Here is a 25350-nt window from a genome sequence, read left to right as displayed (position 1 = left end):
ATGCAGGGGATAGGCCGGCCGCGTTGGATGGAGCCATGAGCAACCACCTTCCCCACCCCAACCACGACCGCGGCCTTGAGTTTGACCTGTCCACCATGATCAGCCGCCGTTCACTCGGAATGTTCTTCGGCGCCGGCGGTGCGGCAGCGGCGCTGGCAGCCTGCACCCCCGGCGGGTCAGGCACCACAGCCAGCACGTCGACGTCGGCCGCCACCGAGAGTGCCTCAGCCACCGCAGGTGCCGCCACCACGACGGAGACTCCCACCGCCAGCCCCACGCTCACCCGGGCGATCGCGGAGTGCGGCATGGAGATCCCGCAGGAAACAGCAGGTCCTTACCCCGGTGACGGCTCCAACGGCCCCAACGTCCTGGCAGCCTCCGGGGTGGTGCGGCAGGACATCACCTCAAGCTTCGGAACCGGCAGAGCCACGGCCGAGGGTGTGCCGCTGACGTTCACCCTGACCCTGCTGGACAACGCCAACGGCTGCGTGCCCCTAGCCGGCGCGGCCGTCTACGCCTGGCACTGCGACCGGGACGGGAGGTATTCCCTCTACGATTACGGCCTGGCAAACGAAAACTACCTCCGCGGCGTCCATGAGGCGGACGCCAACGGTCAGGTCACCTTCACCTCCATCTTCCCCGGCGCCTATTCCGGGCGCTGGCCGCACATCCACTTCGAGGTGTTCGAGTCCATGGGCAACGCCACCGCCGCCGGACAGGTGCTGGCGGTATCGCAGATCGCCCTGACCAAGGCCGCCTGCGACGACGTCTACGCCACTCCCGGCTACGAGGCCAGCGTCGCGAACATGAAACGGACCACGCTGCAGTCGGACAACGTCTTCAGGGATGACGGCGGCATCTACCAGCTGGCCATCATGACCGGATCGGCTTCGGCCGGCTACACCGCCGGGCTCAATGTGACCATCTAGACTCGGAACCATGCCTTCACGCTCCAGTGCCGCCGCCTCCAGTGCCGTTGACCACATCCAGGACCTTGGCGCGTACGTCAGCGCATCGCCGTCGAGCTTCCACGCCGTCCACGAGGCCGCCCGGCGGCTGGACGAGGCCGGGTTCACGCGCCTGGACGAGCGTGAGCCCTGGGCCGGCGGGGCCGGATCGTTCTACCTGGTCCGCGACGGCGCGCTGATCGCCTGGGTGGTCCCGGAAGGCGCCGGACCCACCACCGGGTTCAACATCCTGGGCGCGCACACGGACTCCCCGTCCTTCAAGCTCAAACCCAAGCCCACCACGGGAGCTTTCGGCTGGCTGCAGGCCGGAGTGGAGGTCTACGGTGGGCCGCTGCTCAACTCTTGGCTGGACCGCGAACTTCAGCTGGCGGGCCGGCTGGTCATGCTGGATGGCACCGAACACCTGACTGCAACGGGGCCGATGCTCCGCTTCCCGCAGCTGGCCATCCACCTGGACCGTGCCGTGAACGACGGCCTCACGCTGGACAAGCAGCGGCACATGCACCCGGTGTGGGGCCTGGGCAATCCCGCCGACGTCGACCTCCTTGCCGTGCTCGCTTCGCACGTGCCCAGCGGCGCTTCCGTTGATCCGGCCAGGATCGGAGGGTACGACGTCGTTATTGCAGACACGCAGGCGCCTACGGTTTTCGGGGCCAATGGGGAGTTCTTCGCCTCCGGGCGCCTGGACAACCTTTCGGCTACGCACGCCGGGCTGGCGGCGCTGGTCGCGCATTCTTCAGCTGTGTCTAGCGGCGCGGCCGGTGGGCCGATCGCCGTCCTCGCGGCGTTCGACCACGAGGAAATCGGCTCCAACTCCCGTTCCGGCGCGTGCGGGCCCGTCCTCGAAGACGTCCTCGTGCGGATCTCCGACGGACTCGGCGCAACGGTGAGCCAACGGCGGCAGGCGCTGGCGGCGTCGTTCTGCGTTTCCGCGGACGCCGGCCACGCCGTCCACCCCAACTACCCGGAGCGGCACGATCCGGCCAACCATCCGGTCCTGAACGGCGGCCCGCTGCTGAAGATCAACGCCAACCAGCGGTACGCGACCGACGCGCCGGGCGCGGCATTCTGGGCCAGGCTGTGCGGGGAGGCGAAGGTGCCGTACCAGGAATTTGTGTCCAACAACGTGATGCCCTGCGGCTCCACCATTGGCCCCCTGACCGCCACGCGCCTGGGGATCCGGACTGTCGACGTCGGCGTGCCCCTGCTCTCGATGCACTCCGCCCGCGAGCTCTGCGGCGTGGCGGACCCGCACAGGCTGGCTGCTGTCACGGAGCTGTTTTTCCGGACTGCGGTTTAGGCGGCCGGTTTCAGGCGCTGCCGTCAGGCGGCGGGCTTCAGCGCTGTCCGCCAGACGGCCACGGCCCGCGCTGCACTCATGGTCCACGTGGCCGTGCCGCTGGCTCCCGCTGTGGCCTGGAAGCGGTCGGCCAATTCGGCTATCTGGCCCGCAGGGGCCTCCCAGCGTTCGGTCCAGCCGGAGGGCGGGCTGAACACGGGTGCTGAGCAATCGCACGCGCCGCCGCCGATCAGCATGGCGCCGGCGGTGGCCGTGGTGACGCTCGGGGCGGTGATGCTCGTTGCCGAGTAGGTTGTGTCGAGGGCAGTGACCACCGGGCTGTCCAGCGGAGTTGTGTTGTTGACGCCGCGGTAGGCGGTGATGCCGCCGCCCCATTTCACGGCAGTGCTCAGCGTCCAGGTGTAACTTGCCGGATCCGAGGTTCCCACCACGTGGTAATAAACGAACGCCCGGGAGCCCGAGTTCGAGGAGCTATTAATGCCCAGACCGTTGACAATCGGCGTCCAGCCGGTTGGAACTGAGGACATCGTCGGGCTGAAGTCCGCGGTGATCGCGGCGATCAGCACATCGCCGGCTGCGGTGCCGGCCGGTGCTGCGATGGTCACGTTGGCCGATGCTGTTGAGGCGGAAGCGCTGCTGGAGTTGACCACCGTCACGCCAGCCGGTGGTACGGGGTTGACGGTGATGGTTGTGGTCGCTGAGGTGGAGCCGGTGCTGTTGGTGGCGGTGAGTTCCGCGGTGTAGGTGCCGGCGGTTGTGTAGGTGTGTGAGGGGTTCTGCACCGTGGAGGTGCCGCTGTCGCCGAAGGTCCAGGCCCAGGAGGTTGGGGTGCCGGTGGAGGTGTCGGTGAAGCTGACGTTAAGTGGTGCTGTGCCGGTGGTGGGGGTGGCGGTGAAGGCTGCCACGGGTGCGGGCGGTGTCACCGGACCCAAGGGGCGGTCCGAGAACCAGTAGCGTTTTGCGACGTTGTCGCTGGCCATCACCACAATGCCGGTGCTGTTGTTCACGCTCTGCTTGGAGCTGGTCACGTCGTTCATGTTCGACGACGATGCACTCTGGATGACGGGTGTCCCGCGGCCGGCAGCGAACACGGGATTGTCCATGGACGCAGTCTTCTCGTAGATGCTGCCCGCCACGCCGGAGAAGGCACAGCCACTGACTGATGTTGGTGGCGCCGTCTGGAATGCCCGGACGAGATTGTTCTGCGTGTCCAGCACGATCTGTGGACGGGTCACACAGTCGCCCCCGACGGAGATGGTGGACTTGGTAAAGGACCCGGTTCCTGGCTTGAAAACCAGCAGGAGAAGCTCGGGAAGTGTCGGGTCGGACGATGTATCGTTCAGGCTCGTCTTGATTGCTGCGAAGACCCGGCCCGAGGTGTCCGCCTGCAGGGTTTTGAGGTTCAGGTGGTCATCGGACTGTTTATTGCCCTGAATTGCCGGCTGAACCTTCCACGAGGAGGTCGACGCCGGGTCCGTTCCGTCAGTGCGGGTTGCCCAATTGACGGACTCGGTGAGTTGGTCGCTCCACATCACCCCGATCTTGTTCTGGCCGAAGGCCACGACGGCTGAGATATCGTCAGGTGCCGGATTCGGGTTGGCGACAGGAAGCACGAAGGGGGTGGTCCAGTTGGTACCTCCAGGCAAGGAGTTGTTGACATAGACCGTGCTGGTGAACCCGGCGGTCGAATTGCCGGCAACCTGCGTCCAGGTGGCCCAGATCGCACCGGTGGTGTCCTTATCGATGGTCATCGTTTCGCTGCTGTTGGTGTTGATGGTCGTCGGGAAACCATTGTCCAGCGTGTACGTGCCAGCGGAGTAGCTGTACCTGTACAGCCTGGCCTGTTGGCCGGACTTCGACACACTTTTGGCGACAACGTGGGAGGCGATGTAAAGATGCTCGCCGTCCCACAGCGTGTCCGCCAATGTGCTGTTGCGGCTGTCATTCCGGACCCCGGTGTCCACCCATGTCCCTGTGCCGCGGTCCAGCCGGAAGATGGACCAGCCGGTGCCGGTCTTCCACATGTCCGCCCACCACGAGCCAGCGTTCCACCACAGCTTGCTCTGCGGCTTATCCGACGTCGGCGGATTGCTGACGCCCGAATAGCTCAGGCTCGGAGTGCCGTAGGCCGGGTCCGCCGATGCCGCCGGCGATGTAGCCAGAAGCGATCCAGCAACGATCATGGCCGTAACAAGCGTTTGACTCAGCCACCTGACGGGACGCTCGATATTCATCGCAGGGCTCCCTGGCACTTCAATATCGTCGATCTGAAGTCCCAATTTGCGCACTGGCACAGAAACAGCGGTGGAACCCCAGTTAAAGGCCAAGCGTAGACCCGAACAGTGAGCCCGCGCAATGAAATCCCCTATACCTAAAATGTGGGCTGAATAATAACCCCTATACCTAATATTTGGACCGACGGAAAACCCCCGTACTTGGAAAGCAGACGGTGATCCGCCCCCTCAAAAGTGAGTACCTACTACTGGTGACAGCCTCATCACGCCCCCAATAGGCTCTTCCTTACGGCCAGAGTCGAAGGCTAAATGAGAGCTGGGGCCAGAGACCAGACCCATGACCGGATAAAGCGCTAGTGCCGCGCTCGATTTCCCCGTCGAGCGCGGCGTTGAACTAAATCCGCAAACGTCATGAAGTGGTGAGGTATTTGTCCATTTCCATCCAGCTCCCAATTACATTTACGATGCCAGCCGTCGAAGCCACCAGGGCCTCAGTAAGCGTCGTCATTCCAACCTTGAACGAAGCGAAAAATATTCCGTGGGTTCTTCGCAGGATGCCCTCGTACGTTGACGAAGTGGTCATCGTCGATGGCCGTTCCACCGACAACACAGTGGGCGTAGCCCAAGCAATCCGCGACAACCTGGTCATCGTCAATGAGCAACGCAAGGGAAAGGGCGTGGCCCTTCGCTCCGGGTTTGCGGCAGCCTCGGGAGACATCATCGTCATGCTGGACGCGGACGGCAGCATGGATCCCCAAGAGATTGGTTGGTTCGTTTCCCCGCTTCAGCACGATTACGACTTCGTCAAGGGCTCACGCCACGTCACCGGGGGAGGATCCGAAGACCTCACCCGCCTGCGGAAGGCCGGCAACCGCGCGCTGACCGGGTTGGCCAACGCGGTCCTGCACAGCAACTACTCCGACCTTTGCTATGGATATATAGCGTTTCGACGGGAATGCCTGGAGATCCTGCAGCTGGAATCGGACGGCTTTGAAATTGAGACCGAGCTGATTGTCCGGGCGGCCAAGGCCGGTCTGCGGATTGCTGAAGTCCCCAGCCTGGAGCTGGATCGCATCTCCGGCGCCTCGAATCTGCAGACGTTCCGTGACGGGTGGAGGGTTCTGGGAACGCTCGCGCGCGAATGCACCATGTGGGAGGCGCCCACCGCCGGCGCCAGGCCCGAAGCGCTCCGCCGGGTGAAGTATGCCTACGCAAACGTCAGCGTCCCGCGGACGCCTACGGATCCCCAGACGGTTCTCTCCCTGGTTCGAGGAGCGTAGCATGCTGGATCGTGCTGCACGTCCCAGCGTGTCGATCGTCATTTGTGCTTACACCGAAAGGCGTTGGGACCGGTTGCTGGACGTCATAGAGTCCGTCCGGGCCCAATCAATTGCACCCCAGGAGGTCCTGGTGGTGATTGACCATAACGAGGACCTCTACGAGCGGCTCACCGAAATTGTTGATGACGTGACGGTGGTCGAGAGCAGCGGTCCACGCGGGCTGTCCGGAGCACGCAACACTGGCGTCGGCCTGGCCGACTCTGACATTGTGGCCTTCCTCGACGACGACGCCGAGGCAGCCCCGGACTGGCTTGAACGGCTGCTTGCCCTTTACGACGACCCTGACGTGCTGGCCGTCGGCGGGCGCGTGGAACCGGTGTGGGAAACGGGCCGTCCGGGCTACTTCGGTGAAGAACTCGACTGGATCGTTGGGTGCAGTCACCGCGGAATGCCCAAGGTGGCCTCCGAGGTCCGGAATGTCATTGGCGCCAACATGTCCTTCCGGCTTGAAGCCCTCCGTCAGGTTGGCGGCTTCAACCTTTCGCTGGGACGCCAGGGCACCTTGCCCCTTGGCTGCGAGGAGACCGAGATCTGCATCCGCTCAAGGATGGGCTCACCCGGATCGCGGATCGTTTACGAACCCGCGGCTTTGGTACGCCACCACGTTCCGGCGGAAAGAGGGACATTGCGCTACATGCTGTCGCGTTCCTGGTCCGAAGGTATCTCCAAAGCCCAGGTCAGCCGGGTGGTAGGCCATAAACGGGCTCTGGGCCCGGAACGGCGGTACGTGCGCAGCGTCCTGCCACGGGCCGTTTTTGCGGGAGTGCGCGATTGGGGCCGGGGCGACAACCCACAGGGGCTGGGTCGGGCGGGAGTCGTCATTGCAGTCCTGGCATGCACGGCCGCCGGGTACATACGCGGACGCCGGATAGCCCACGTCGAGGGCCGCCCGCTGTCCGGGACCGCCCTTGCGGGCGCACCGTGGAGGGAGGTCCAGTGAGCGAACGTGTCGATGAGCTCCTACCTGTAGAGGAGCGGGCTGCTTTTGAGCTGGCACCGGCCATGGAGAGTGCCGTCCCGCCGGAGTGGTCGGGAGCCCGCTGGATCGGTGCCGTTGATCTGGAATGCCTCGCCAATCACACGCAATTGCAGCTGCTCAGTCATGCGGGCTACGACCGCGCACGGTTGTTGGTGCGCCAAGGGACAGCGGTTCGTGGCTTCGTCGATGTAGAGGCACCAGGGGGAATGGTCCAGCGGGACGCTCTGGAAGAGGCTGCCGCTGGCCTTCCGGCGGTTGTGCCGATGACCGCCGGGGCCGCAATACCGTCCGTCACCGTTATCGTCTGCACGCGTGACCGATCCGCACTGCTCAGGGGAGCGCTGACTGCCATCCTTAAGCTCGACTACCCCAATTTCGATGTCCTCGTGGTGGACAACGCGCCACGAACGGCCGAAACCGCCGACATGGTGCGCGACGAGTTTGACGACCCTCGGATCAGGCTCATCACCCAGCCCGTCCCGGGACTCTCCCAGGCGCGGAATACAGGCCTCCGCCACGCACAGGGCGACATCGTGGCCTACACCGATGACGATGTTGTTGTCGATGAGGCGTGGCTGCGGGAAATTGCCACCGGTTTCGAACGTATGCCCGGCACGGCCTGCGTCACGGGACTCGTGCCGGCAGGGGAGCTGCGTTCACCGGCCCAGGGATACTTCGATGACCGCGTCAGCTGGTCCAAGAGCGTGGCGCCGAAGGTCTACTCTTTCGCCGATCCGCCCCAGGAGCTTCCGAAGTTTCCGTTCTGTCCGGGCGCTTTCGGAACCGGAGCGAATTTCGCGCTGGATCGCCGTACGGCATTGAGCCTTGGCGGCTTCGACAACGCTTTGGGGGTCGGAACGCGCACCGGCGGCGGTGAAGACATAGACATGTTCACCCGGGTGATTATCGAGGGCTACAGCCTGGTGGTTCAGCCGTCCGCAATTGTGTGGCATCGCCATCGTGATGGCCTGGACGACTTGAGCGCCCAGGCCCGCGGCTACGGCAGCGGTCTGGGTGCATGGCTCACGAAGATCCTCCTGAACCCCCACACGGCCCGGCTCGCGCTGGCCCGCACTCCGGGCGTCGTCTGGAGTTTCCTGCAAAGCACGGGTGCACCACAACAGCCGACAACCGGGCCCAGCCAAGGCCATGATTTCTGGGACGAGCAGCGCGCCCAGGTTTTACGGCTTGAGCTGCACTCGCTGGCACGCGGTCCGCTCAACTATCTGCTTGAACGCTGGGCAGGGGCTGCCAAGACGTTGTAAATAGCCGCTTCGGCTGTTCATGGGAATCACGCTGGACATTCACTCACACCAACCCAGGAGGTTGCGCCGATGGCTCTGCTAATCCGAGATGATGTTTCCCCGGTGCTGCCCCACGCAAATTCGGCGGCCAAACATCCGCGGTACTTTGATGCGGGGCTGGCAGTACTCGGACTCGTGGCAGCTTTCCTGATCCTCATGGACATCGGCGGAGCGCCCCTGGCTGCCTTTAAGCTCATGGTCTGCCTGGCATTGCCGGGGTGGGTGCTGCTGTCTCGACTTTCCTCCGTGGACCGGGCGGCGCGGTTGGTCTGGACGCTGACGGCCAGCGCAGCGCTCTACACCACACTGGCTTTGGCGATGGCGTGGACCGGCTTCTGGTATCCGCGACAGGTGGCGGCCGCCGTCGTCCTTGCCGCAGTGGGCTTCATCGTCCTGAAGCCCGGCCCCTACTTACCGGGCACGTTTGTTCGAGGCGCCGCCCGAGGCGGCCCCGCTCTCACCGCCACCGGAGGACGGGGGCTCCAGCGGCGCTCCCGGATCAGGGCGGTGTTGCCTTGGCTGACCCTCGCTGTCGCGGCTCCCCTGTGGGTCTTTGGGCTGGCCACTACCGGACATGGCCGGCTGGGCGATTTCGGGCTGTTGTCCGAGTTTCCGCTCGCCTGGTACATCGCCGTCGGGCTTGTAGTGGGCACGTGTGTTTACGCAGTGGTGGCCCGAAAGACGTTCTCTACGCTGCTGATGAGCGTCTCGGTCTCCAGTCTCGTCGTTGTCCTCTATTCAACAGCGGGCCTGCTCGCCGAGGTGCCTCGGTTTCCCTGGACCTACAAACACATCGCCGTCACGAACTTCATCACAGCCACCGGGAATGTGGATCCCTCAATCGATATCTATAACCGGTGGCCGGGCTTTTTTGCGCTCAGCGCCTACCTGGGCGAAGTGATGGGATATCGGAACGCCCTTGACTACGCTGCGTGGGCCGAAACAGGATTTGCGCTGGTTGATGCGGTTCTTGTCCTCGCGATTGTGCGAACGATCTCCAACAGGGCGCGCATTTATTGGACTGCGACCATTGTATTCACTCTCGCCAATTGGGTGAACCAGAACTATTACGCCCCGCAGTCCTATTCCTACTCCCTGTACCTCGCCATGTGCCTGATCGCACTGACTTTCCTGAGGGGCGTGCCGTTTAAGTGGATGGCCGGCTTCGAAATGCGCATCAGGAGGTCGCGGATCGTGCAACGGGTGAAGCAGCGGCACCCCGTGATCATGCCCAGCATCTGGGAACGCCGTGGTACTCCGAGGCAACTACTTGCATGTGTGGCCATTCTGATAATTCAGGCAGTGATTGTGGTAAGCCACCAGTTGACGCCCTACCTGGCGGTCCTGGGGCTATTCCCGCTCTTTATGTCGGGCTATTTCAGGCCACGTTGGATGGCTCCGGCTTTGCTGGCAATACCCCTGGCATACTTTATTCCCAACCTTGCCTATGTCAAGGGAAAATACGGACTTTTCAGCGGCTTCAACCTGTTCGCGAATACGGGTTATCGCCCGCCGCGAACCGACCCGCTTGTGGTCGGAGGTTGGGTGCTGACGGGGCAGTCCCTGGCGCATCTTGCTGTGGTGCTCACGCTGGCCACGGGGGTGCTGGCCGTCGCCGGCTTCGTCCGCCGGTTGCTGCATGGCCACGTGCGTACCACCTTGGTGGTTGCCTGGCTGGCTTTCGCGCCAGCACTCGGGCTGCTGGCCCAGTCATACGGCGGTGAGGCGCGCTTCAGGGTCTTCCTTTTTGCCTTGCCCTGGCTATCCATCGGCGTTGCCTGGCTGTTCTGGTCCGGCCCCGTCAGGACCGGCAGGACGGTCATTGGTGCGAGTGCCGGGCTGGCCGCCATGGCCATGCTGTTTACCGTGGTGCACTTCCAGCCTGAGGCCGATTACCGCGTTCCCAGGGACGACGTCGTCGCGAGCCAATGGCTTGACGCGAACACCAAAGCGGGGGACATCGTTTTTGATACGAAGTACTTCTTCCCGTTTCTGGTCGGATCAAATTATCCGCACTATCTCAAATGGGGAAGTGTGTCCTCGCTGGTCGACTACTTCAGGGAGGCCGACGGAAATATCAGCGTTGAAGGACTGCGTGCATACGCCGACCATCTTCGCGGGGCGGAAAATAACTACGTGATTATTACTGACGAACAAAAACTTCAGGCCGTAGAAAAGAAGCGCTTTGAGGCCGAATATTTACCGGAGCTGGAGGGAATGCTTGAGAATGGAGTCGGCGTCGAGAATGTCTTCAGCAACGATACGGTCAGAATCTACAAATTCAAGTCCGCCGGCTAGGCGTTCCCGGTTCCGAAAAACTCTCGGTGCCGCCATTGCCGCGGCAGCGGCACTCAGTACGGGGACAGTCTGGATTCCAGCCCTGATAACGGAAAGGTCAACAGAAATGCCCGTTGGAGATCTTCCTGGATGGAAGCAAACGGGTGCGCAGGATTTCACGACGGCGGCCGGCCGCGGTGCGGTGGACGAAGTCTACGGCGCGGAGATGAGAGGATACGCCGACTTCGCCGACAGTTCGGGCAGGGGGTCATACGCGCCGGATGAAGTCCTTTCAGTAACTGATGGAACACTTGACTATTTTCTCCATACAGCATCCGGTTCCCCGCGGGTGGCAAGCGTCATTCCGTTTGGTTATGCCGGTCAGACCTACGGGCGATACTCCATCAGATTCAGGTACGACTCCACGCCCGGCTACAAAATGGCGTTTCTGTTGTGGCCTGTCAGCGATAACTGGAATGAAGGTGAAATTGACTGGCCGGAGGGTGGCCTCGACGGACCCCTCTACGGCGGCTCGGCGATAAAAGGGTCCTTGGCGAACGGCCCGATGGAGTTCGATCCGCCGGCACGTACTCGGACGCCCACGAGCCCTGGCGATTGGCATGTGGCGACGACAGAGTGGACACCGGGGAAGGTCCGATGGTTCTTTGACAGCCGTCTTATCGATCAGACGACACTGCCGGCAGGAGTTCCCGATACTCCGATGCGGTGGACTCTGCAGGCTGAGACTTCGGATCGTGCCAATGACACCTATCCCTCCGAAAGAACGTCCGGCCATCTGCAGATCGATTGGGCGGTGCAGTATGCCTACGCGCCCTAATGCCATGGAACAGGTGCCGGTTATTGAACCTAACCTCACCGCCGCACTTCACGCCCTCGACGGGACGGGCATACCGTGGCTCCTGTTGCGGGGGGAAGATGACCTGGCCCGTCCCTCCGGCGACGTGGATATTCTCGTCGCCAGCGAGTTGCTGCCGGCTCTGGACGGTTTGCTTGAAGCCGCCGGCTTCCGCCGTGTCCTGGCACCGGGCCACGGGAGCCACCGCTTCTATTTCTGCTATTCCGCCACCGCGGATGCCTGGGTGAAGCTGGACATCGTTTCGGAGATAGCCTTCGGGCAATATCAGCAATGGCGGACCTCTTTGGCTCGGCGCTGCCTGGGGCGACGCGCGCGCAGTGGTCCCTTGTGGCTCCCGACGCAGGCGGATCAGGCGTGGTTGCATTTGCTCCACTTATTCCTGGACAAAGGACAGATCGCGCCGCCGAGGATTGAGGCAGCCAGGAATGCGGCCACGACAGCTTCGGGGCATGATTACATTGCCCGCTTTGTTGACCGCCGCATGGGGCCGGGCACAGCCGCGACTGTGTTGGAACTGGTCCGGACAGGCAGGTACGACGACGTGCCGGCCGCTGCCGCTGCGATGACGTCCAGGTGGGCCGGCGGCCCGTCAGGACCCCGGCTCGTCGCCGCCAAGCAGAGGGGCCTTCGACTGCTCGGCGCGCGGCTCCAGGATCGTGGGCCCATGGTAGGCGTGATGGCTCCCGACGGCGCCGGCAAGACGACGTTGCTCCGCGGACTTCAGGCAGCCGTGCCCCTGCCCACCAAGTATGTGTACATGGGCATGTGGGGCGCGGGCCCCTGGGACTCCTGGCTCGGGAAGCTTCCGGGAGGACGCACTGCCAAGAAGGTCTACCGTGTAGTCCGCGGCGGCCTGCTGGCCAGGACCTACAGCCTGCTGGGCCGGATGGTGCTCATGGACCGCGTGCCCTATGACGCCCTGCTGCCCAGGCCCGGTTCGGACGCCGCCTTGGAGGGCGCCTTCGGCCGCATCCTGGAGAAGGCCACGAATGCCGTTGCCTTTGCGGTGGTGCGGCCTCCTGACCTGCTGCTGGTCCTCGACGTTTCCGGCCAGGTCATGTTCGACAGGAAAGGCGAGCATTCCCCCAAAATTCTGGAGGACTGGCGGCGGGCCTACCGGGACCTTGCTGACCAGCTGCCGGGCAGCAGCGTGATCGACGCCACCCAGGCACCGGAGCGGGTCCTCAGCCAGGCGACCGGAATCGTGTGGCGCTGGCTCGCGCCGGCGCTGGGGGCCGGGCCGGATTCCGGCACCGGGCCCGTCGCTTCGTCCGCTGTGCCCGGCCCGGAAGCAGCAGGCGCACTGTCATTGCATCTGTGGCGGCTGCTGGATTGGCGGTTCCTGCTCCCTGACCTGCAGACCTACAGCGTGGGGTATGGCGGCTCAACGGGCCCGGACCTGGAGTCCGCCCTCCACTTGCTTGACCCCTCGGCGGCGGTTCTTTCACCGGACCTAAACGGGAACCACGGCAGTACCTACGAAGTTGTCCTCCTCAGGGCCCCCGATCTGGCGGACTTCAGGACCGCCGCGGCAGCAGTGGAACCCGGCGGCTGGGTGTGTGTCGAGGCCCGGCGTTCGCTGTTCCGGCGATCCGGGCCCCGCACTCTGAAAGGCTGGAAGCAAGAGTTTGTCCGCAATGGCTACCAGGACGTCAGCGTCTACTGGAATGCGCCGTCCCTGGACCGGACGGCCCGCATCGTTCCGGTGACGTCGGCGGCAGCGATCAGGGACACCCTGGCACTGCACAAGGATGTCCGTTTCGGTGGAGCCAAGGCTCTCGCCGCCCGCGCGGCACTGATGCTCGGCCTGTTTGACCTTGCTGTTCCGGAAGGTACCGTTACGGGCCGTCGCCCATCCGCGGGGCCGTCATGACTTTCGTCGACCGTTTCCTGGCGGAGCATTATGAGGAGCTCGGGTTGGAAAAATACGGGATCGGCAGGCACTGGGAAAGCGTCCTGCTGACGCCGAGATTCGTCACGTCCAGGCATGTGGTGGCTCTGATTTTCGCGGCTGGAGCCCGCGAACCGAGTCTTGTGGTCAAGGTGCCCCGGCAACCGGGCGAGAACGGCAGCGTGCGGCATGAGGCCGAGGTCCTGAGGCAGCTCAGCACCGGGAGGGAAGGGCCAGCCATCGGCGTTCCAACGGTGGTGACCGTCCAGGACGTCGGCGCCCACACAGTGCTGGTCGAAACGGCGGTGACGGGAGCACCCCTGGACCCCCGCCTGGTGGCGGCGGACTTGCCCGGCGCGGTCAGCGCGGGCACTGCTTTTGTGGACGCCTTGCCATGCACGCAGGCAGCAGCCCAGAATGACGGCTGGTACGAACGGACCATTATCCGTCCGCTGGAGGCCCTCAACGGTCTCGTGTCCCAGGAAGTCGAGACCACTGCGCTGGTGGAACGGACCCACGAGATACTGGCGCCGCTGCGCGGTGCGCAACTGCCCGCCGTCGTCGAGCATGGCGACTTGAGCCATCCCAATCTCTTCCTCAATCCCCAAGGAGGGTTGCAGGTGGTGGACTGGGAACGGGCCCGCACCGATGGCGTTCCCGGGCATGACCTGGTCTTTTACCTCCAGTATCTGAGTGAATCACGCGAACAGGCTTTCGATCGCGGCAGCCAGCTCAGGGCCTTTGAAAAGGCTTTCGGCCCCGGCGGGTGGGCGCTGGCACCCCTTGCCGGGCACCTGGACCTGCGGGAGGTGGACGCTGCCCTGCTTCCGTTGCTTGTCATCGCAACGTGGGCCCGGTCCGCGGCCACGCTGTCCTATCGGCTCGAGGGCCAGTCCGATCCCGGACGCGGAACAGACCAGGTGCGTTCGGCAGTGGCGGCCGACCGGGATTTCTGGCTCTGGCGCCACGTGGTGAGAAGCTGGACGGCTTAGGCCCGGCCCGCCAGCCTCAGCAGTTCGTGGTGCAGGGACGGGAATCCCCAACGCAGAATCGCATAAACCAGCCCGACGGCCACAACCACCACGGCGGCCGTCGTCAGCACGGGGCCAAGGAACGGAAGGGCTAACGTGACCAGCCCGGCCATTGCCACAGCGGCCCCACACACCACCCCTGGCACGGCGGCGCGCACTAGGCGGCGCGCCCGGATCCTGATGACCCGGGCAGCAACGGCCTGCATTCCGCAAGCAAAGACAAACGCCACGGCCAACTGCGCACAGGCCACGCCAACTATGCCCCACTGGACGGCGACCAGCAGGACCGGCACGAGGATCACGAGCCGGACCACAGATATCGTGATGGAGAGCCCCGGCCGTCCGAGCGCCTTATAGACGTCGTTGGCACCCGCGCCCAGCGACCGCACGGCTGCGTACAGTGCCAGGAAGATCAGCGGCAGCGCGGCGTCCGTCCACTTCTGGCCGAAAAGTAAGGGGACCAGAATGGGTGCCAGGACGGCCAGGCCCACGCCGGAGGTGATCCCGTACAGGGACTGGACCTGGACACTCTTCAGGTAGCCGTCGCGGAGCCTGTCCGGATCCGTGCGTACCTGAGCGTAGAGCGGGAACAGCACTGTGGACAGCACAAAAAAGACGTTCAGGATCAGGGCCTCCGGAAGCCGGAAGGCCAAGGTGTAGTAGCCCAGGGCCTGCGCCCCCAGCAGGAGCCCGATGATGAGGTAGTCGACGTCGAAGATCAGCCGGGCCAACAGGCTGCTACCCGCGACGGGTGCCCCGAAGGTGATGTTGGCCCGGAGGGCGTCCCTGCCCACCCGCCAAATCTGCCAGGGCGCATTCCTGCGGACCAGGAACCAGCACGTGAGCGCATACGCAACGGACCCCGCGGCCGTGCCGACAGCCAGTGACCACGCGCCGTGGCCCGTGAACGCCAGAGCCAGGGTCACCGTTCCCATGGTGGCGGCGCGGATCACGGGAGCTGCGGTCAGCGGCTTGAACAGCAGGTCCCGCCGCAGCAGAGCTTCCGGGACCGCCCCGAAGGACGTGGCCAACACCGAAACCGCCAGCACCTGGACGAGGGGCGCCGCGTCCGGAAGGTTGAAGAGGCCTGCGATCCAGGGCGCGGCCAGGACGGCGGCGGATGCCAGGACCGCTCCCAGCAGCACGGAAATGAACAAGGCTGAGCGCGCAATGACGCCAGTGCGGGGCAAATAGACCAGTGCCTGTGCCACACCGGCGTCGGCGACGGTTTCGGCGTAGGCCATGAGGACCAGCGCCAGCGCCACCAGGCCGTACTCCTCGGGGGACAGAAGCCGGGCCAGGACGATGGTGGTGACCAGGACGATCACCTTTCCGGCGACGAATGCCAGCCCTTGCCACGCTGCGCCCCGGACACCGGTCCGGGACAGATCCCCGGGTGCGAACGTCATGCCGGTGACTTTCCGGACGGGAGGCCGGCGCTGCCGGACCGGATCGCGCTTCCCACCTCATCCAGATAGTCCTCGGCAACAGCCCGCCACGTCCGGACGGACCCGCCGCCGGGTGAGGGCCGGTGCCGTCCGGGCGCGGTCAGCCGCCGCACGACTTGATCAACGAACCCTTCCGTGTCCTGTTCGACGGCCAGCAAGGGGTGGGGGTCCTGCTCGCGGGCGGCCACCGGCGTCGCAACCACCGGGAGGCCGGCAGCAAGGGCCTCGCGCACGGAGTTCCGGATGCCCACACCGTGTTCGTCGGGAAAGACTGCCACGTCCGCGGAGTGGAAGACCGCCAGCACCGACGGCACGTTTGCGAGGACCTCCACGCGGGGGCCAGCCAAGGCTTGTACTGAGGCCTCGGGGCGCCGGCCCGCGAGCACAAACCTGGCATCCGGAACCTGCTGCCACACGAGCGGGGCGATCTTCCTGATCAGGACGTTTGCGCTGTCGATGTTTGGACCGTAGTTCAGGCTGCCAACAAAACAGGCCACCGGACCGTTCTGTCTGGCGGCGTCGCGCACCGATTCCTCGGCCCCGTTGGGAACGCTCCTGACGGGCCGCGCAAGCCGCTCCGACCAGGTGCGCGCATCCGCGGCGCCCACGGTGAGGAGCCGCGCCCGCGGCGGCAGGCGCCTTTCGGCAAGTAGCGCAAGGAACTCACGGGCGCGGTAGGCCGGCCGGAGGGTGCGTGCAATGGCAGTGTCCATGGCGGCGCGGACCGACCAGGGATCAACAGTCTGCAAAACCAGCGGGCCGCTCACCGCGTTGGCCAGGAACAGGGCGTGCGGACCATGGATCAGGGTGGCGTCGTGTTGGCCGGAGAGTTGTGCCGCGATGGCCATAGCTTTGGCGGTGGACCGTTCGTGCTTTCCGAGACCGGTCAGGCCAAAGACGGACAGGACGGTGGCCCAGGCGCGGCTGCGCGTGGGCATCACATGCACGGCGTTACAGCGCGACCTGATTTCGGCCGGCACGTCCACCGGTCCGGCGAAAGTCAGAAGCGTCACTGCCACTTCTCCGGGAAGGTTCCGCAGCACCTCGAACGGAATCATGGAACTGCCGTCCCCCAGCATGGGGTCCCGGTTGGGCACGCTTTCTGTGATGTACAGAAGCTTCATTGCAAGAGTTTACGGGAGTGGCGGAACGTTCCGCCGGTCCGGCACCGACAACTGCGGGTTTACACAGTAGTAAGTGAAGCAGACGATTAACAGAAAGCGGACGACGGCGGGAGGTCCCGCCGTCGTCCGCTCACCGTGGTGGTGGTGCCTTACTTCCAGGCGCGCACGTAATCAACCTGGACCTGCGACGCAGCTCCGTAGGCCGCCGGGCTGCTTCCCGACGCTCCGACGTTGAGGATGATGTACTGCGGTGCGTTGCCGTCGTCGGTGGAGTAGGACTTCACCTTGACGCCATCGAAGTAGACGTCCGCGGAGTTCGCCGTCCGGTGCAGGCCGAAGGTGTGGAAATTGTTGCCCCAGTCGCCGGGAACGGTCCCCTGGTTGTGGGCGCCGGATGTTGAGTGGTAGTTCACGGTCATCTTGCCGCTCAGGACCTCAGCGATGTCGTTCTCGCCGTTGGTGGGCCACGACTGGCCGTTTGTCCAGAACGCAGGCCAGTTGTAGAGGTTCGTTCCGTCGCCGGGGAACTTGATCCGGGCCTCGACGTAACCTGTCGTGAATTCGTAGCCGGTGGTGGCACCGCCCTTGGGGTTGGTTGAAACCAGCGCACCCGAGGTGGACGAATTGAGGGAAAGGACAAGGTTGCCGCCGCCGACGGAAACGTTGCTGGGGCTGGTGGTGACCTTGTTCATGGTGCCGCAGGTGGGGGAGAACCAGCAGTTGGACCATTTGGCCGTGTCCAGGGCCGTGCCGTTGAATTCGTCGGCAAAAGCCATCGTCCATGCGCCGGGGACACCTACAGGCATGGCGCCGGTTGTCCCGGTTGACGCAAGGGGTGCAGGGGCAGGGGCCGGTTCTGGTGCAGCCGTTGTCGTCGTTACCGGGGCGGGTGCGGGAGCAACCGCAGGCTCTTCAGGTGCCGGTGCCGGTGCCGGTGCAGGCGCAGGCGCCGTGGTCGGGTCGGGGGAGGGGTCAGTTGCCGGCAGCGGTGCCGGGGCGGGGTCGGTGTTGCGCTTCACCTGGCCCGGGGCCTGGTCACGCTTGGACGTGTCCGCGACGCGGCTCAATTCGGCGCTTAGGGGTGCCTGGTCGGAGACCTGGCCCAAGGAAACAACTCCCAGCAGGGCTACCAGGGCGGCCGCTGTCAGCGACATGTTGCGCTGGGTGTTGGCACGGTGGGCGGACTTCTTCAGCGCAGCCCGTGGCTGGGTGGGCGCGGCGGCTTCTTCGGAATACGGGCGCGCGTCAGTACGCGGCTGATCATGGGATGCAGACATGGGTGATTACCTCTCAACGCCTGCGGAGTTAGCTGTCGGATTCGGATGAGGCCATCCGGCCGCGCAATGCGGCTTCACCCCAAGGGCCGGCTTAAAGCCGTGGCCCGGACACTCTGGGTCCCCCGCCTCTGCCTAATAATGTCGTGGATTCCGGGCAGCGGCAGAGCTTGGCGTCTGCCCGGATTCGGGCCTGGAAGGTCGGCCCATTTGATCGACCGTACAGGACCGGACCTGATTAATCACAATCGGGTAACGGAAGTCACGACGGCGGAGTGGCCCCTTGCGCCGGGATTGTTCTGAGCTATTCCTGATCGATAGGGTGGGCTGGGACGCCAACCCATGTTTCGCCGTCGGGTACGTTGCTCAACACTGCCGCCCCCATGCCAACCGTCGCGTAGGACCCCATGAAGTCCGTGCACGGACGCTGGAATTCAGTCCCAGATAGGCCGCCCGGCCGATCCGGACTCCGCCGCCCAGCGACACACCGGCGGCGAACGTCGCGAAGTCCGCCACGTCGTCGTCGTGCGTGAAAGTTACGGACGGCATGGCCACAACATGCGCCCCAAGCGTGACCGAAGCCGTCAGCGTCACATTCCGCAGCAGGATGCTGCCCCGGCCAATCCGGCAACCCTCGGGGCACTCCACGGTGGGGTCGATCGCCGTGGCGTACCGGGCATCGCGCACGCCCTGGGCCGCCAGCCGTTCCACTACGGCTTCCCGCGATCTTCCCGAGGCCAGGCATACCAGCACCAGTGCGTGCGTGAACTTGGAGGCGTCGTCAATGGTCCCCAGCACCGGCGCGCCGTCCACGGTGACGCCTGCCATTTCCTTGTCGTCGTCGAGCAGCCCGACGACGTCGTACTGCCCGCTGGCGCGGACCATGGTCAGGACCTCCCGGGCCAGCCCGCTTGCTGCGATCAGCACCAGTTCGCTCACCGGCGTACACCGGCGGCCGCCCGTACGCTGTTCATGACCCGGTTCAGGCCCACGTTGTCTAGGCCGTGGAAAATCGGGAGAACTAGGGTCCGGTCCGTCAGCCGTTCGGTGTTCTGGAGCCCTGCGTTGCCAGTATCGCGCCACCGGTAGGCAGGCTGCCGGTGAGCCGCCATGGCGCCGCGGCGCGCCGAAATTCCGGCATCGGCCAGGCGGGCCAGGAGCCCTTCGCGGTCAATGGCGAAATCCGGGAGTACTTCGACCCAAAAGGACTGGAAGTTGGCCGTCCCGTACGGTGGGTCGGCCACAAACCGCAGACCCGCCAGGCCGGAAAGCCCTGCCTCATACTTCGCGGCGATCTCCCGGCGGCGAGCCACTATCTCGCCCAGCCGGCCCAGCTGCACGATGCCGACGGCGGCCTGCAGATCCGTCATCTGGTAGTCGAAGCCGACCTCGACGTACACCTCCGGCGCGGCAATGCGGGATCCGCGACGGTCCGCCGCCGGCACGTTCAGGGAGTGGCCGCGGAGGCTCCGGGCGCGTGCCGCCCAGTCCGCCCGGTGGGTTGTCAGCATGCCGCCCTCGCCAGTGGTCAGCACATTGTCCTGGTGGAACGACCACACGGAAATGTCGGCCCCCGTGCCCACGGGCCTGCCCTTGTATTCCGAGCCAACGGCGCAGCCGGCGTCTTCGATCACAGTGATTTCGTGACGGTCGCACAGCTCGCGGACGGGGTCCAGGTCAACGGGCACGCCGGACTGGTCCACCACGATCACGGCCCGAGTGTCCAGGGTCAATGCCGCCCGGACCGTGGCCGCAGCCACAGTCCCGGTGGCGGGGTCCACGTCGCAGAAAACCGGCCGTGCCCCGACATACGTCACCGCATTCGCCGTGGCGATGAAGGCCAGCGACGGCACCACCACGTCATCGCCGGGACCGATGCCGGCCACTATCAGCGCCAAGTGCAGTGCGGTGGTTGCGCTGGAGGTCGCGACGGCGTGGGGCACCTCCTGCAGGGCGCTGAACTGCGCCTCGAACGCCTTCACTTTCGGCCCCTGCGTCAGTATGCCGGAGGCGAGGACCTCCGCCACTGCGCGGGTTTCGTCGTCGCCGAGCCAGGGTTCCATGACGTTGATGCGGGCCAGGACGGTTTCTGCTGTCACTTGGCACCGGCCTTTCTGGCGACCGTTCTCATGTCCGCGTCCTTCCTACTTTTCGCTGCGGGGTCTGTGCATTCCGTACTGCAAAATTAGCGGGATGCATGCCGTTCTGGCGGGGAAAGCAGGCGGTTGTGTGGGCACCGGAAGGGAAGAATGCGGGAATTGCGGGTACCTGCAGCGCCCTGTGCCCCCAGCCGGTGTCCTAGAGGATGGGAAGGACGAATTGTTCCTTGGCCTGCGTGGCTTCCTTGCCCGTTGCGAGGGCTGTCAGCTGGGCGCGTGATTCCACTCCGAGTTTCCGGTAAATCGAGGTGAGGCGCACTTCCACGGTCCGGACAGAGACATACAGGGTGGCCGCGATTTCCTTGTTCCGCATCCCGCGGGCCACCATGCGCACCAGCACACGTTCGTGGTCTGCAAGCATCAGGATCGCGGGGTTGCCGGGGGCACCTGCCGGTTCCACACGTTCGTCGAGCAGCAGCGAGTCGACGTGCTGGGCCCACGCGTGGGCCCCGGCTTCGTCGAACATCACTTTCGCTCGAAGCAGACCATCCCGGGCGCTCCGGAGGCGGCCGAAGGCGCCGAGACGTTCGGAGTAGCACAGCAGTGTCCTGGCGCGTTCCAGCAGTGATTCCTGGGGATTTCTGCCGGCGAGGGCGTCACTGAACAGCTGGAGCGACTGCTCACCGTCGGCCAGCATCGCCCGGCTCCGGGCAACAGCCATCATGAGCCAGGGCGAACGCAGGCCAACTGCCTGGCTTTCCAGGTGCCACAGCGCCTGGGCGGCCTCCCTGTGCCGGCCCAGCCGGATCAGGACTTCCACCAGATCGGACTCGCAGCGGAGCAGCGTGGGGTTGCTGAAAGCCTGACCTATCTCCCCTGCCCGCGACAGCTGCGCGAAGGCCTTGGCGAGGTTTCCCCGCATGAGGGCAAAATGCCCTTGGCACGCGGCCAGCTGCGCTGTAATCGCAGGGTGGCTCTCCGCCCCTGAGAAGTGCTGGGCGTCCGACGCGTAGGCGCGGGCGAGTTCCTCGTTTCCGATCGCGTTGGCCCGCCAGACCCGGAAGACGTGCCGCATTCCACGGTGGTATTTGGTTTCCGGTTCTGCGAGCTCAAGATCTTCGATCAGTTTCACCGCCTTCCGGACGTTCCCCGCCCGGATTTCATTGTCCACTGCGAGGAACTCCGCGGTTTCCCGCCAGTTGACGGTGTTTGCCTCCAGAAAGTTCCGCACCCGGGCAAAGGCCTCCTGGGCGGCGACATGGTGTTCGGCATAGCTCAGCGCACGGCCCTGTACGAGAAGGGTGGCAACCGTTTCGCTCCCGCCGTCGGGCTTGCGGCCGATCTCCTCACGTGTCCCGCTGATCGCTTCGATGAGTTGCCTGGCGCTCTCCGCCAGGGCCAGACAGTCCGGTGAGGCGTGGTCCTTGAACTCCTCGGCGTACCGCAGCAGGCTCGTGGCATCCGCAAGCTCCCAGCGGTCCGCATAATAGAGCGCGCCGGCCACGAGCAGGCGGTTAGCGAAGGCCGGATCGTGTTGCCCGAACTCCTTCACCAGCCGGAGCACCATGCTGGAGCGCACGGCGCCGCCCTGGATGAACTGGATCTCGAAGGCGAGGCCGGTAAGCCGAAGGATCAGGGCAGGGTTCCGCGTCACGCGCTGCGCCCAGTCCAGGTAGCGCTTGGCGTAGACGAATTCACCCCGGTTCAGCAGCAGCTCGGCCACGGTGGTGAGCCTCGCAGCCGTCTCCGCTTCCCACGGGTTGATGGTCAGGGCCCGTTCAACGTATTCGACGGCGAAGGGCACTTCGCCGCTCCGGATTAGGTCAACGGCAAGGCGGAGCAGCCCAAACGGGGTCTGCCGTTCCAAAGCGGTAAAGCTTAGGTGCCAGCGGTGCGCATAGGGATCCGCGGGCTCCGCCGCTGCCGCCATGGCGCGGTGGCTGGCGGTCCGCGTTGCTGGTGTCATGGCCGCATACACGTAGCCTCGGAGCAACTGGTCCTGGATCCTCAGATGCGGCCCGGACCTGCCCACCATGCCCTGTGCCAGCAGTTCGTCGATCCCGCCCCACAGCTGGTCATAGGCTCTTTCCAAGGTGGCGATATCGCTGCGGCAGGACAGCGAAAGCAGGTCAAGGACCTTCCTCGCGACAGGCGAGAGTCCCCCCACGGAGGCAGCGAACTCCGCTTCGAAGCTTCCCTTGCCGGGCAGCGGAACCGGCAGCGCGTATTTTCCGTCTGCCACACGTTCCAGCAGCAGCTTAAAAAGCTCGACGGCGGCGAGCGGGTTCCCTTGGGTGGCAGAGGCGACTGCGTGGACCGCCGCCGTCGCGGTCTGCCGGGCCGGAATGGCCTCCAGCATGCGGACTGTGTCGTTGTAGTTCAGCGGTGCCAGCTGGAGGGCGGGAAGGGATGCGAACGGGCTATCGGCTACATCTTCCCGCACGCTCATGAACAGCGCCATGTCCGTTCCGGTCAGCCGGCGCGCCAAGTAGCCGATCACCGCCTGGCTGCTGGGGTCCAGTTGGTCGGCGTCATCGATGACAATGACCGTCCGGGACGACGAGCGCTGGTGCAGTCCGTTGAGCAGCAGGGTGGACACAGTCGGGACGTCCATGGCGCCAGTGGAATCGCGCAGCAGTTCGTCGGCGAAGCGGTTGAGGACGGGATCATCGATGCCGGTCAGGAGCGCGGTGAGGCCCGAGAGCGGCCAGTCGGACTCTGAGGCACTCGCTGTCAGGAAGACGGTGCGGACATCGGAGAGGCGGGGAATCTCGGATAGGAGGGCGGACTTGCCCGTCCCGCGCCTGCCCACCACCTTGAGGGCTGAATCTTTAGGACCCCGGATTACGGAGAGTATCCGGTCCAATTCCCTGCTTCGGCCTATTAACGACATGTGGTCCCCATCCATCGAAGAAGGAGACCGAACTGCTTGCTCTATCCAAAATCCTGGGTCCATCCAGCCGCTTGCGCGACACGCGGACCGGCTTTCCTGGCCGCCTCATTGCGTCCAGTACGGTACCCAGCCGTTCTTGCCAATATAGACCTGTTCTGCTGCGGGCACCAGAGACTTTCTGCCTCGAGCCGGAGTGCAGTTGGGGGTCCAATTAGGCCGCCAGTCCCAGCCTCGGGTTGATGGTGGCGGCCAGGATGACGGCACAAATATGTAGGAATGCAGGCTGTGCTTCAAGGCTTCGCGCCGAATCCGCGGATTCAAACGGCTTGGATCGGAAGCTTGCTGCGGATCCATGCGCACGATCAACACCCACACGCAGGCGACGTACACCAGGGCTCCTGTGGCCCAGCCCGCGGCAGGTCCCTGCGGCCAGCGCACGCTCGCACCAGTGAACTCAGCGGCGGCGGGGAAGGCGCTATTCGGCCGCTTCGCTGACAGGCGCTAAGCCGAAGGGATCGTAGCTGCGGGTTCCCTCCGTGATGTCCTTGTTGAGCTGGGTCAGCCGCCGGACGATCTCCGCCGGGTCCTGCGCTATGGATTTCGGCCAGCCGTAACAGGCGGCCACGGCTTCAACCAGCTGCTTGTACAGCTTCTCAGGTCCGCGTAGCCGCCATCGTCCACGAGGTTCTAGAGCTTGGTCAGGCCGAAGTTTTCCGCCATCCAGATTTCCTGCCGGCGTTCGACGACGGCGCGGCCGAGTTCCGCGACAGCCTCGCGTTGCGCCGGGGTAATGGGGCCCGGCCAGGGGAACGTTTCGAAGACGGACGTACTTGCATACGCAAGGTCAGCTTTCAAAGTTGCCCCTGCTTCCAGGCCCAGGCAACGTGAGCCGAAGAAAGAAGAAACCCCATAGGGGCATCGTCTTGGAAAGGGAATACGCAGATCTCGTCGCTTGGAAGCGTCCACTCGTCAGCCCTCGCAAACGTTGCCCTCTTGCAGGCCCACTTGTTGGTGAAGTTTTCCACATACGCACACTCCGGCTTCCGCCTCGGGACCATGGCGCCTAGCCTTGAGTCAAGCGCGAATCGCCTATCCGGTTCAAATGCACTAAGATATTGAAGTCTGTGCTGCGCCCTGCCTCCGTTCTGTTGGCTGGGCATCGCACGGCATCGCAAATGAACCTCCTGTTACGGAAATGCCGTAACCGCTTAGCCCAAAGGAGGTGGGTTCACATATGCGTCCTTACGAATTGATGGTAATCATCGACCCCGAGGTCGAAGAGCGTACCGTTGAGCCGTCGCTTCAGAAGTTCCTGAACGTCATCACCAACGATGGTGGAACCATCGAAAAGGTTGACATCTGGGGCCGTCGTCGACTGGCTTACGAAATCAAGAAGAAGTCCGAAGGTATCTACGCCGTGGTGAACTTCACCGCCAAGCCGGACACCGCCAAGGAACTTGACCGCCAGCTGTCTCTTAACGAGACCATCATGCGCACCAAGATCACCCGCCCCGAAGAGCAGAAGGTTGTTGCTGAGTAATTTCAGCTCCGATCTTCATTCTTTACCCCGCAGGATCGAATTCTTCACCCAGGATCGAACAAGGAGGCAGTAGATGGCAGGCGAAACCACTATTACGGTCATCGGTAATCTCACCAATGACCCGGAATTGCGGTTCACACCGTCAGGTTCGGCAGTAGCGAACTTCACCATCGCTTCCACCCCGCGCACCTTTGACCGCCAGTCCAATGAGTGGAAGGACGGGGAAACCCTGTTCCTCCGCGCAGCGGTATGGCGTGAAGCAGCCGAGAACGTTGCCGAGTCCCTCACCAAGGGCATGCGCGTGATCGTTTCCGGCCGTTTGAAGAGCCGTTCCTACGAAACAAAAGAAGGCGAAAAGCGCACCGTTATCGAGCTCGAAGTCGATGAAATCGGCCCGAGCCTGCGTTACGCCAATGCCAAGGTCAACCGCACCCAGCGCTCCGGCGGTCAGGGTGGGCAGGGTGGCTTCGGCGGCGGCAACAGCGGCGGTGGCTTCGGAGGCGGCAACTCTGGTGGAAACCAGGGCGGCAACTCCGGTGGAGGCTTCGGTGGCGGCAACCAGCAGGCTGCACAGGAGGATCCCTGGGCAACGCCCGGTGTATCCAACGCAGGCGGCGGCTGGGGCAACGGCCCCGATTCCGAACCTCCCTTCTAAACCAATCATTTAGGCCCGACGCCGGGACCGCCGAAGGTGCCGCAAGGCACCTGACGTGACTGCCGCCGTCGGACCACCACCATCCCGTGGATCAACATCCACGGGCTCCATAGAAT

Annotated in this window: 19 protein-coding genes, 1 pseudogene and 1 riboswitch; of the genes and pseudogenes, 11 read left to right on the top strand and 9 right to left on the bottom strand. The window is 64.5% G+C overall.

Translation table 11 applies throughout. The features are described 5' to 3' along the window. The first annotated feature begins 35 nt into the window (after window positions 1-35). Window positions 36-929 (top strand): intradiol ring-cleavage dioxygenase, encoded by an 894-nt coding sequence (locus NG696_RS11565; protein ID WP_252575454.1) that lies wholly within the window; start codon window positions 36-38, stop codon window positions 927-929. Window positions 930-939: 10 nt separating this feature from the next. Continuing rightward, entirely contained in the window at window positions 940-2268 is a 1329-nt protein-coding gene (locus tag NG696_RS11560) for a M18 family aminopeptidase (protein WP_252575453.1), read from the top strand. 23 nt (window positions 2269-2291) lie between these two features. Here NG696_RS11560 and NG696_RS20875 read toward each other — a convergent pair whose 3' ends face one another. Beyond that, window positions 2292-4451 carry a PKD domain-containing protein gene (locus NG696_RS20875; RefSeq protein WP_305884618.1) on the bottom strand — a complete coding sequence of 720 codons (2160 nt, stop codon included), beginning with the start codon at window positions 4449-4451 and terminating at the stop codon, window positions 2292-2294. Between the two features lie 515 nt (window positions 4452-4966). Here NG696_RS20875 and NG696_RS11550 point away from each other — a divergent pair. The 7 genes from NG696_RS11550 to NG696_RS11520 all read left to right on the top strand — a co-directional run bounded on the left by NG696_RS11550 (window position 4967) and on the right by NG696_RS11520 (window position 14162). Continuing rightward, the gene (locus NG696_RS11550) at window positions 4967-5782 is read left to right on the top strand and encodes a glycosyltransferase family 2 protein (RefSeq protein ID WP_256472160.1); all 816 of its coding nucleotides are present in this window, start codon (window positions 4967-4969) and stop codon (window positions 5780-5782) included. A 1-nt stretch (window position 5783) separates the two neighbouring features. Beyond that, window positions 5784-6782: a glycosyltransferase family 2 protein gene (locus NG696_RS11545; protein WP_252575450.1), complete on the top strand. Its 999-nt coding sequence runs from the start codon at window positions 5784-5786 to the stop codon at window positions 6780-6782. Next, window positions 6779-8086 carry a glycosyltransferase family 2 protein gene (locus NG696_RS11540; protein ID WP_252575449.1) on the top strand — a complete coding sequence of 436 codons (1308 nt, stop codon included), beginning with the start codon at window positions 6779-6781 and terminating at the stop codon, window positions 8084-8086. Before NG696_RS11545 ends, NG696_RS11540 begins: the two co-directional genes overlap by 4 nt. Before the next feature lie 195 nt (window positions 8087-8281). Next, the gene (locus NG696_RS11535) at window positions 8282-10423 is read left to right on the top strand and encodes a hypothetical protein (RefSeq protein WP_252575448.1); all 2142 of its coding nucleotides are present in this window, start codon (window positions 8282-8284) and stop codon (window positions 10421-10423) included. Window positions 10424-10529: 106 nt separating this feature from the next. After that, window positions 10530-11240 carry a glycoside hydrolase family 16 protein gene (locus NG696_RS11530; RefSeq protein ID WP_252563078.1) on the top strand — a complete coding sequence of 237 codons (711 nt, stop codon included), beginning with the start codon at window positions 10530-10532 and terminating at the stop codon, window positions 11238-11240. Further along, window positions 11224-13152, top strand: coding sequence for a hypothetical protein (locus tag NG696_RS11525; protein WP_252575447.1), 1929 nt, complete (start codon window positions 11224-11226; stop codon window positions 13150-13152). The genes NG696_RS11530 and NG696_RS11525 overlap by 17 nt, the downstream gene beginning before the upstream one ends. After that, window positions 13149-14162, top strand: coding sequence for an aminoglycoside phosphotransferase family protein (locus tag NG696_RS11520; protein WP_252563082.1), 1014 nt, complete (start codon window positions 13149-13151; stop codon window positions 14160-14162). The genes NG696_RS11525 and NG696_RS11520 overlap by 4 nt, the downstream gene beginning before the upstream one ends. Here the strand turns inward: NG696_RS11520 and NG696_RS11515 are convergent. The 8 genes and pseudogenes from NG696_RS11515 to NG696_RS11480 all read right to left on the bottom strand — a co-directional run bounded on the left by NG696_RS11515 (window position 14159) and on the right by NG696_RS11480 (window position 23894). Then, window positions 14159-15610, bottom strand: coding sequence for a lipopolysaccharide biosynthesis protein (locus NG696_RS11515; RefSeq protein ID WP_252564648.1), 1452 nt, complete (start codon window positions 15608-15610; stop codon window positions 14159-14161). The two genes, NG696_RS11520 and NG696_RS11515, sit on opposite strands and share 4 nt — an antisense overlap. Next, a complete protein-coding gene (locus NG696_RS11510) occupies window positions 15607-16773 on the bottom strand; it encodes a glycosyltransferase (RefSeq protein WP_252564647.1) in 1167 nt (388 codons plus the stop codon). Before NG696_RS11510 ends, NG696_RS11515 begins: the two co-directional genes overlap by 4 nt. Before the next feature lie 149 nt (window positions 16774-16922). Further along, the gene (locus tag NG696_RS11505; protein ID WP_252575446.1) at window positions 16923-18050 is read right to left on the bottom strand and encodes a glycoside hydrolase family 16 protein; all 1128 of its coding nucleotides are present in this window, start codon (window positions 18048-18050) and stop codon (window positions 16923-16925) included. Window positions 18051-18053: 3 nt separating this feature from the next. Beyond that, a riboswitch (cyclic di-AMP (ydaO/yuaA leader) is annotated at window positions 18054-18217 on the bottom strand. A 134-nt stretch (window positions 18218-18351) separates the two neighbouring features. Continuing rightward, window positions 18352-18986 (bottom strand): annotated as a pseudogene (locus tag NG696_RS11500) (NeuD/PglB/VioB family sugar acetyltransferase). Beyond that, complete coding sequence (locus NG696_RS11495) at window positions 18983-20146, bottom strand: DegT/DnrJ/EryC1/StrS family aminotransferase (RefSeq protein ID WP_252564641.1); 1164 nt, start codon at window positions 20144-20146, stop codon at window positions 18983-18985. The pseudogene NG696_RS11500 and the gene NG696_RS11495 overlap by 4 nt, the downstream one beginning before the upstream one ends. A 199-nt stretch (window positions 20147-20345) precedes the next feature. Further along, window positions 20346-23012 (bottom strand): LuxR C-terminal-related transcriptional regulator, encoded by a 2667-nt coding sequence (locus NG696_RS11490; RefSeq protein ID WP_252575445.1) that lies wholly within the window; start codon window positions 23010-23012, stop codon window positions 20346-20348. 502 nt (window positions 23013-23514) lie between these two features. Continuing rightward, on the bottom strand, window positions 23515-23664 hold the full coding sequence (locus NG696_RS11485) for a hypothetical protein (protein ID WP_252575444.1): 150 nt from the start codon (window positions 23662-23664) through the stop codon (window positions 23515-23517). A 62-nt stretch (window positions 23665-23726) separates the two neighbouring features. Further along, window positions 23727-23894, bottom strand: coding sequence for a hypothetical protein (locus NG696_RS11480; protein WP_252575443.1), 168 nt, complete (start codon window positions 23892-23894; stop codon window positions 23727-23729). A 379-nt stretch (window positions 23895-24273) separates the two neighbouring features. Here NG696_RS11480 and rpsF point away from each other — a divergent pair, with 379 nt between their 5' ends. Together rpsF and NG696_RS11470 are read left to right on the top strand one after the other, a co-directional pair. Next, window positions 24274-24579 carry a 30S ribosomal protein S6 gene (gene rpsF, locus NG696_RS11475; protein WP_011693941.1) on the top strand — a complete coding sequence of 102 codons (306 nt, stop codon included), beginning with the start codon at window positions 24274-24276 and terminating at the stop codon, window positions 24577-24579. A 73-nt stretch (window positions 24580-24652) separates the two neighbouring features. Continuing rightward, window positions 24653-25234, top strand: coding sequence for a single-stranded DNA-binding protein (locus NG696_RS11470; protein ID WP_252575441.1), 582 nt, complete (start codon window positions 24653-24655; stop codon window positions 25232-25234). Window positions 25235-25350 lie beyond the last annotated feature (116 nt).

Source organism: Pseudarthrobacter cellobiosi (assembly GCF_023913755.1).
GTDB lineage: Bacteria > Actinomycetota > Actinomycetes > Actinomycetales > Micrococcaceae > Arthrobacter > Arthrobacter cellobiosi.
The sequence above is the reverse complement of the archived record's forward strand: the minus strand, read 5'-3'. Positions and strand labels throughout refer to the sequence as shown.

Excerpts from the sequence above, each read along its gene's own strand:
- NG696_RS11565 (WP_252575454.1), top strand. The coding sequence starts at position 36 with ATGAGCAACCACCTTCCCCACCCCAACCACGACCGCGGCCTTGAGTTT.
- NG696_RS11560 (WP_252575453.1), top strand. The coding sequence starts at position 940 with ATGCCTTCACGCTCCAGTGCCGCCGCCTCCAGTGCCGTTGACCACATC.
- NG696_RS20875 (WP_305884618.1), bottom strand. The coding sequence starts at position 4,451 with ATGATCGTTGCTGGATCGCTTCTGGCTACATCGCCGGCGGCATCGGCG.
- NG696_RS11550 (WP_256472160.1), top strand. The coding sequence starts at position 4,967 with ATGCCAGCCGTCGAAGCCACCAGGGCCTCAGTAAGCGTCGTCATTCCA.
- NG696_RS11545 (WP_252575450.1), top strand. The coding sequence starts at position 5,784 with ATGCTGGATCGTGCTGCACGTCCCAGCGTGTCGATCGTCATTTGTGCT.
- NG696_RS11535 (WP_252575448.1), top strand. The coding sequence starts at position 8,282 with ATGGACATCGGCGGAGCGCCCCTGGCTGCCTTTAAGCTCATGGTCTGC.
- NG696_RS11530 (WP_252563078.1), top strand. The coding sequence starts at position 10,530 with ATGCCCGTTGGAGATCTTCCTGGATGGAAGCAAACGGGTGCGCAGGAT.
- NG696_RS11525 (WP_252575447.1), top strand. The coding sequence starts at position 11,224 with ATGCCTACGCGCCCTAATGCCATGGAACAGGTGCCGGTTATTGAACCT.
- NG696_RS11520 (WP_252563082.1), top strand. The coding sequence starts at position 13,149 with ATGACTTTCGTCGACCGTTTCCTGGCGGAGCATTATGAGGAGCTCGGG.
- NG696_RS11515 (WP_252564648.1), bottom strand. The coding sequence starts at position 15,610 with ATGACGTTCGCACCCGGGGATCTGTCCCGGACCGGTGTCCGGGGCGCA.
- NG696_RS11510 (WP_252564647.1), bottom strand. The coding sequence starts at position 16,773 with ATGAAGCTTCTGTACATCACAGAAAGCGTGCCCAACCGGGACCCCATG.
- NG696_RS11505 (WP_252575446.1), bottom strand. The coding sequence starts at position 18,050 with ATGTCTGCATCCCATGATCAGCCGCGTACTGACGCGCGCCCGTATTCC.
- rpsF (WP_011693941.1), top strand. The coding sequence starts at position 24,274 with ATGCGTCCTTACGAATTGATGGTAATCATCGACCCCGAGGTCGAAGAG.
- NG696_RS11470 (WP_252575441.1), top strand. The coding sequence starts at position 24,653 with ATGGCAGGCGAAACCACTATTACGGTCATCGGTAATCTCACCAATGAC.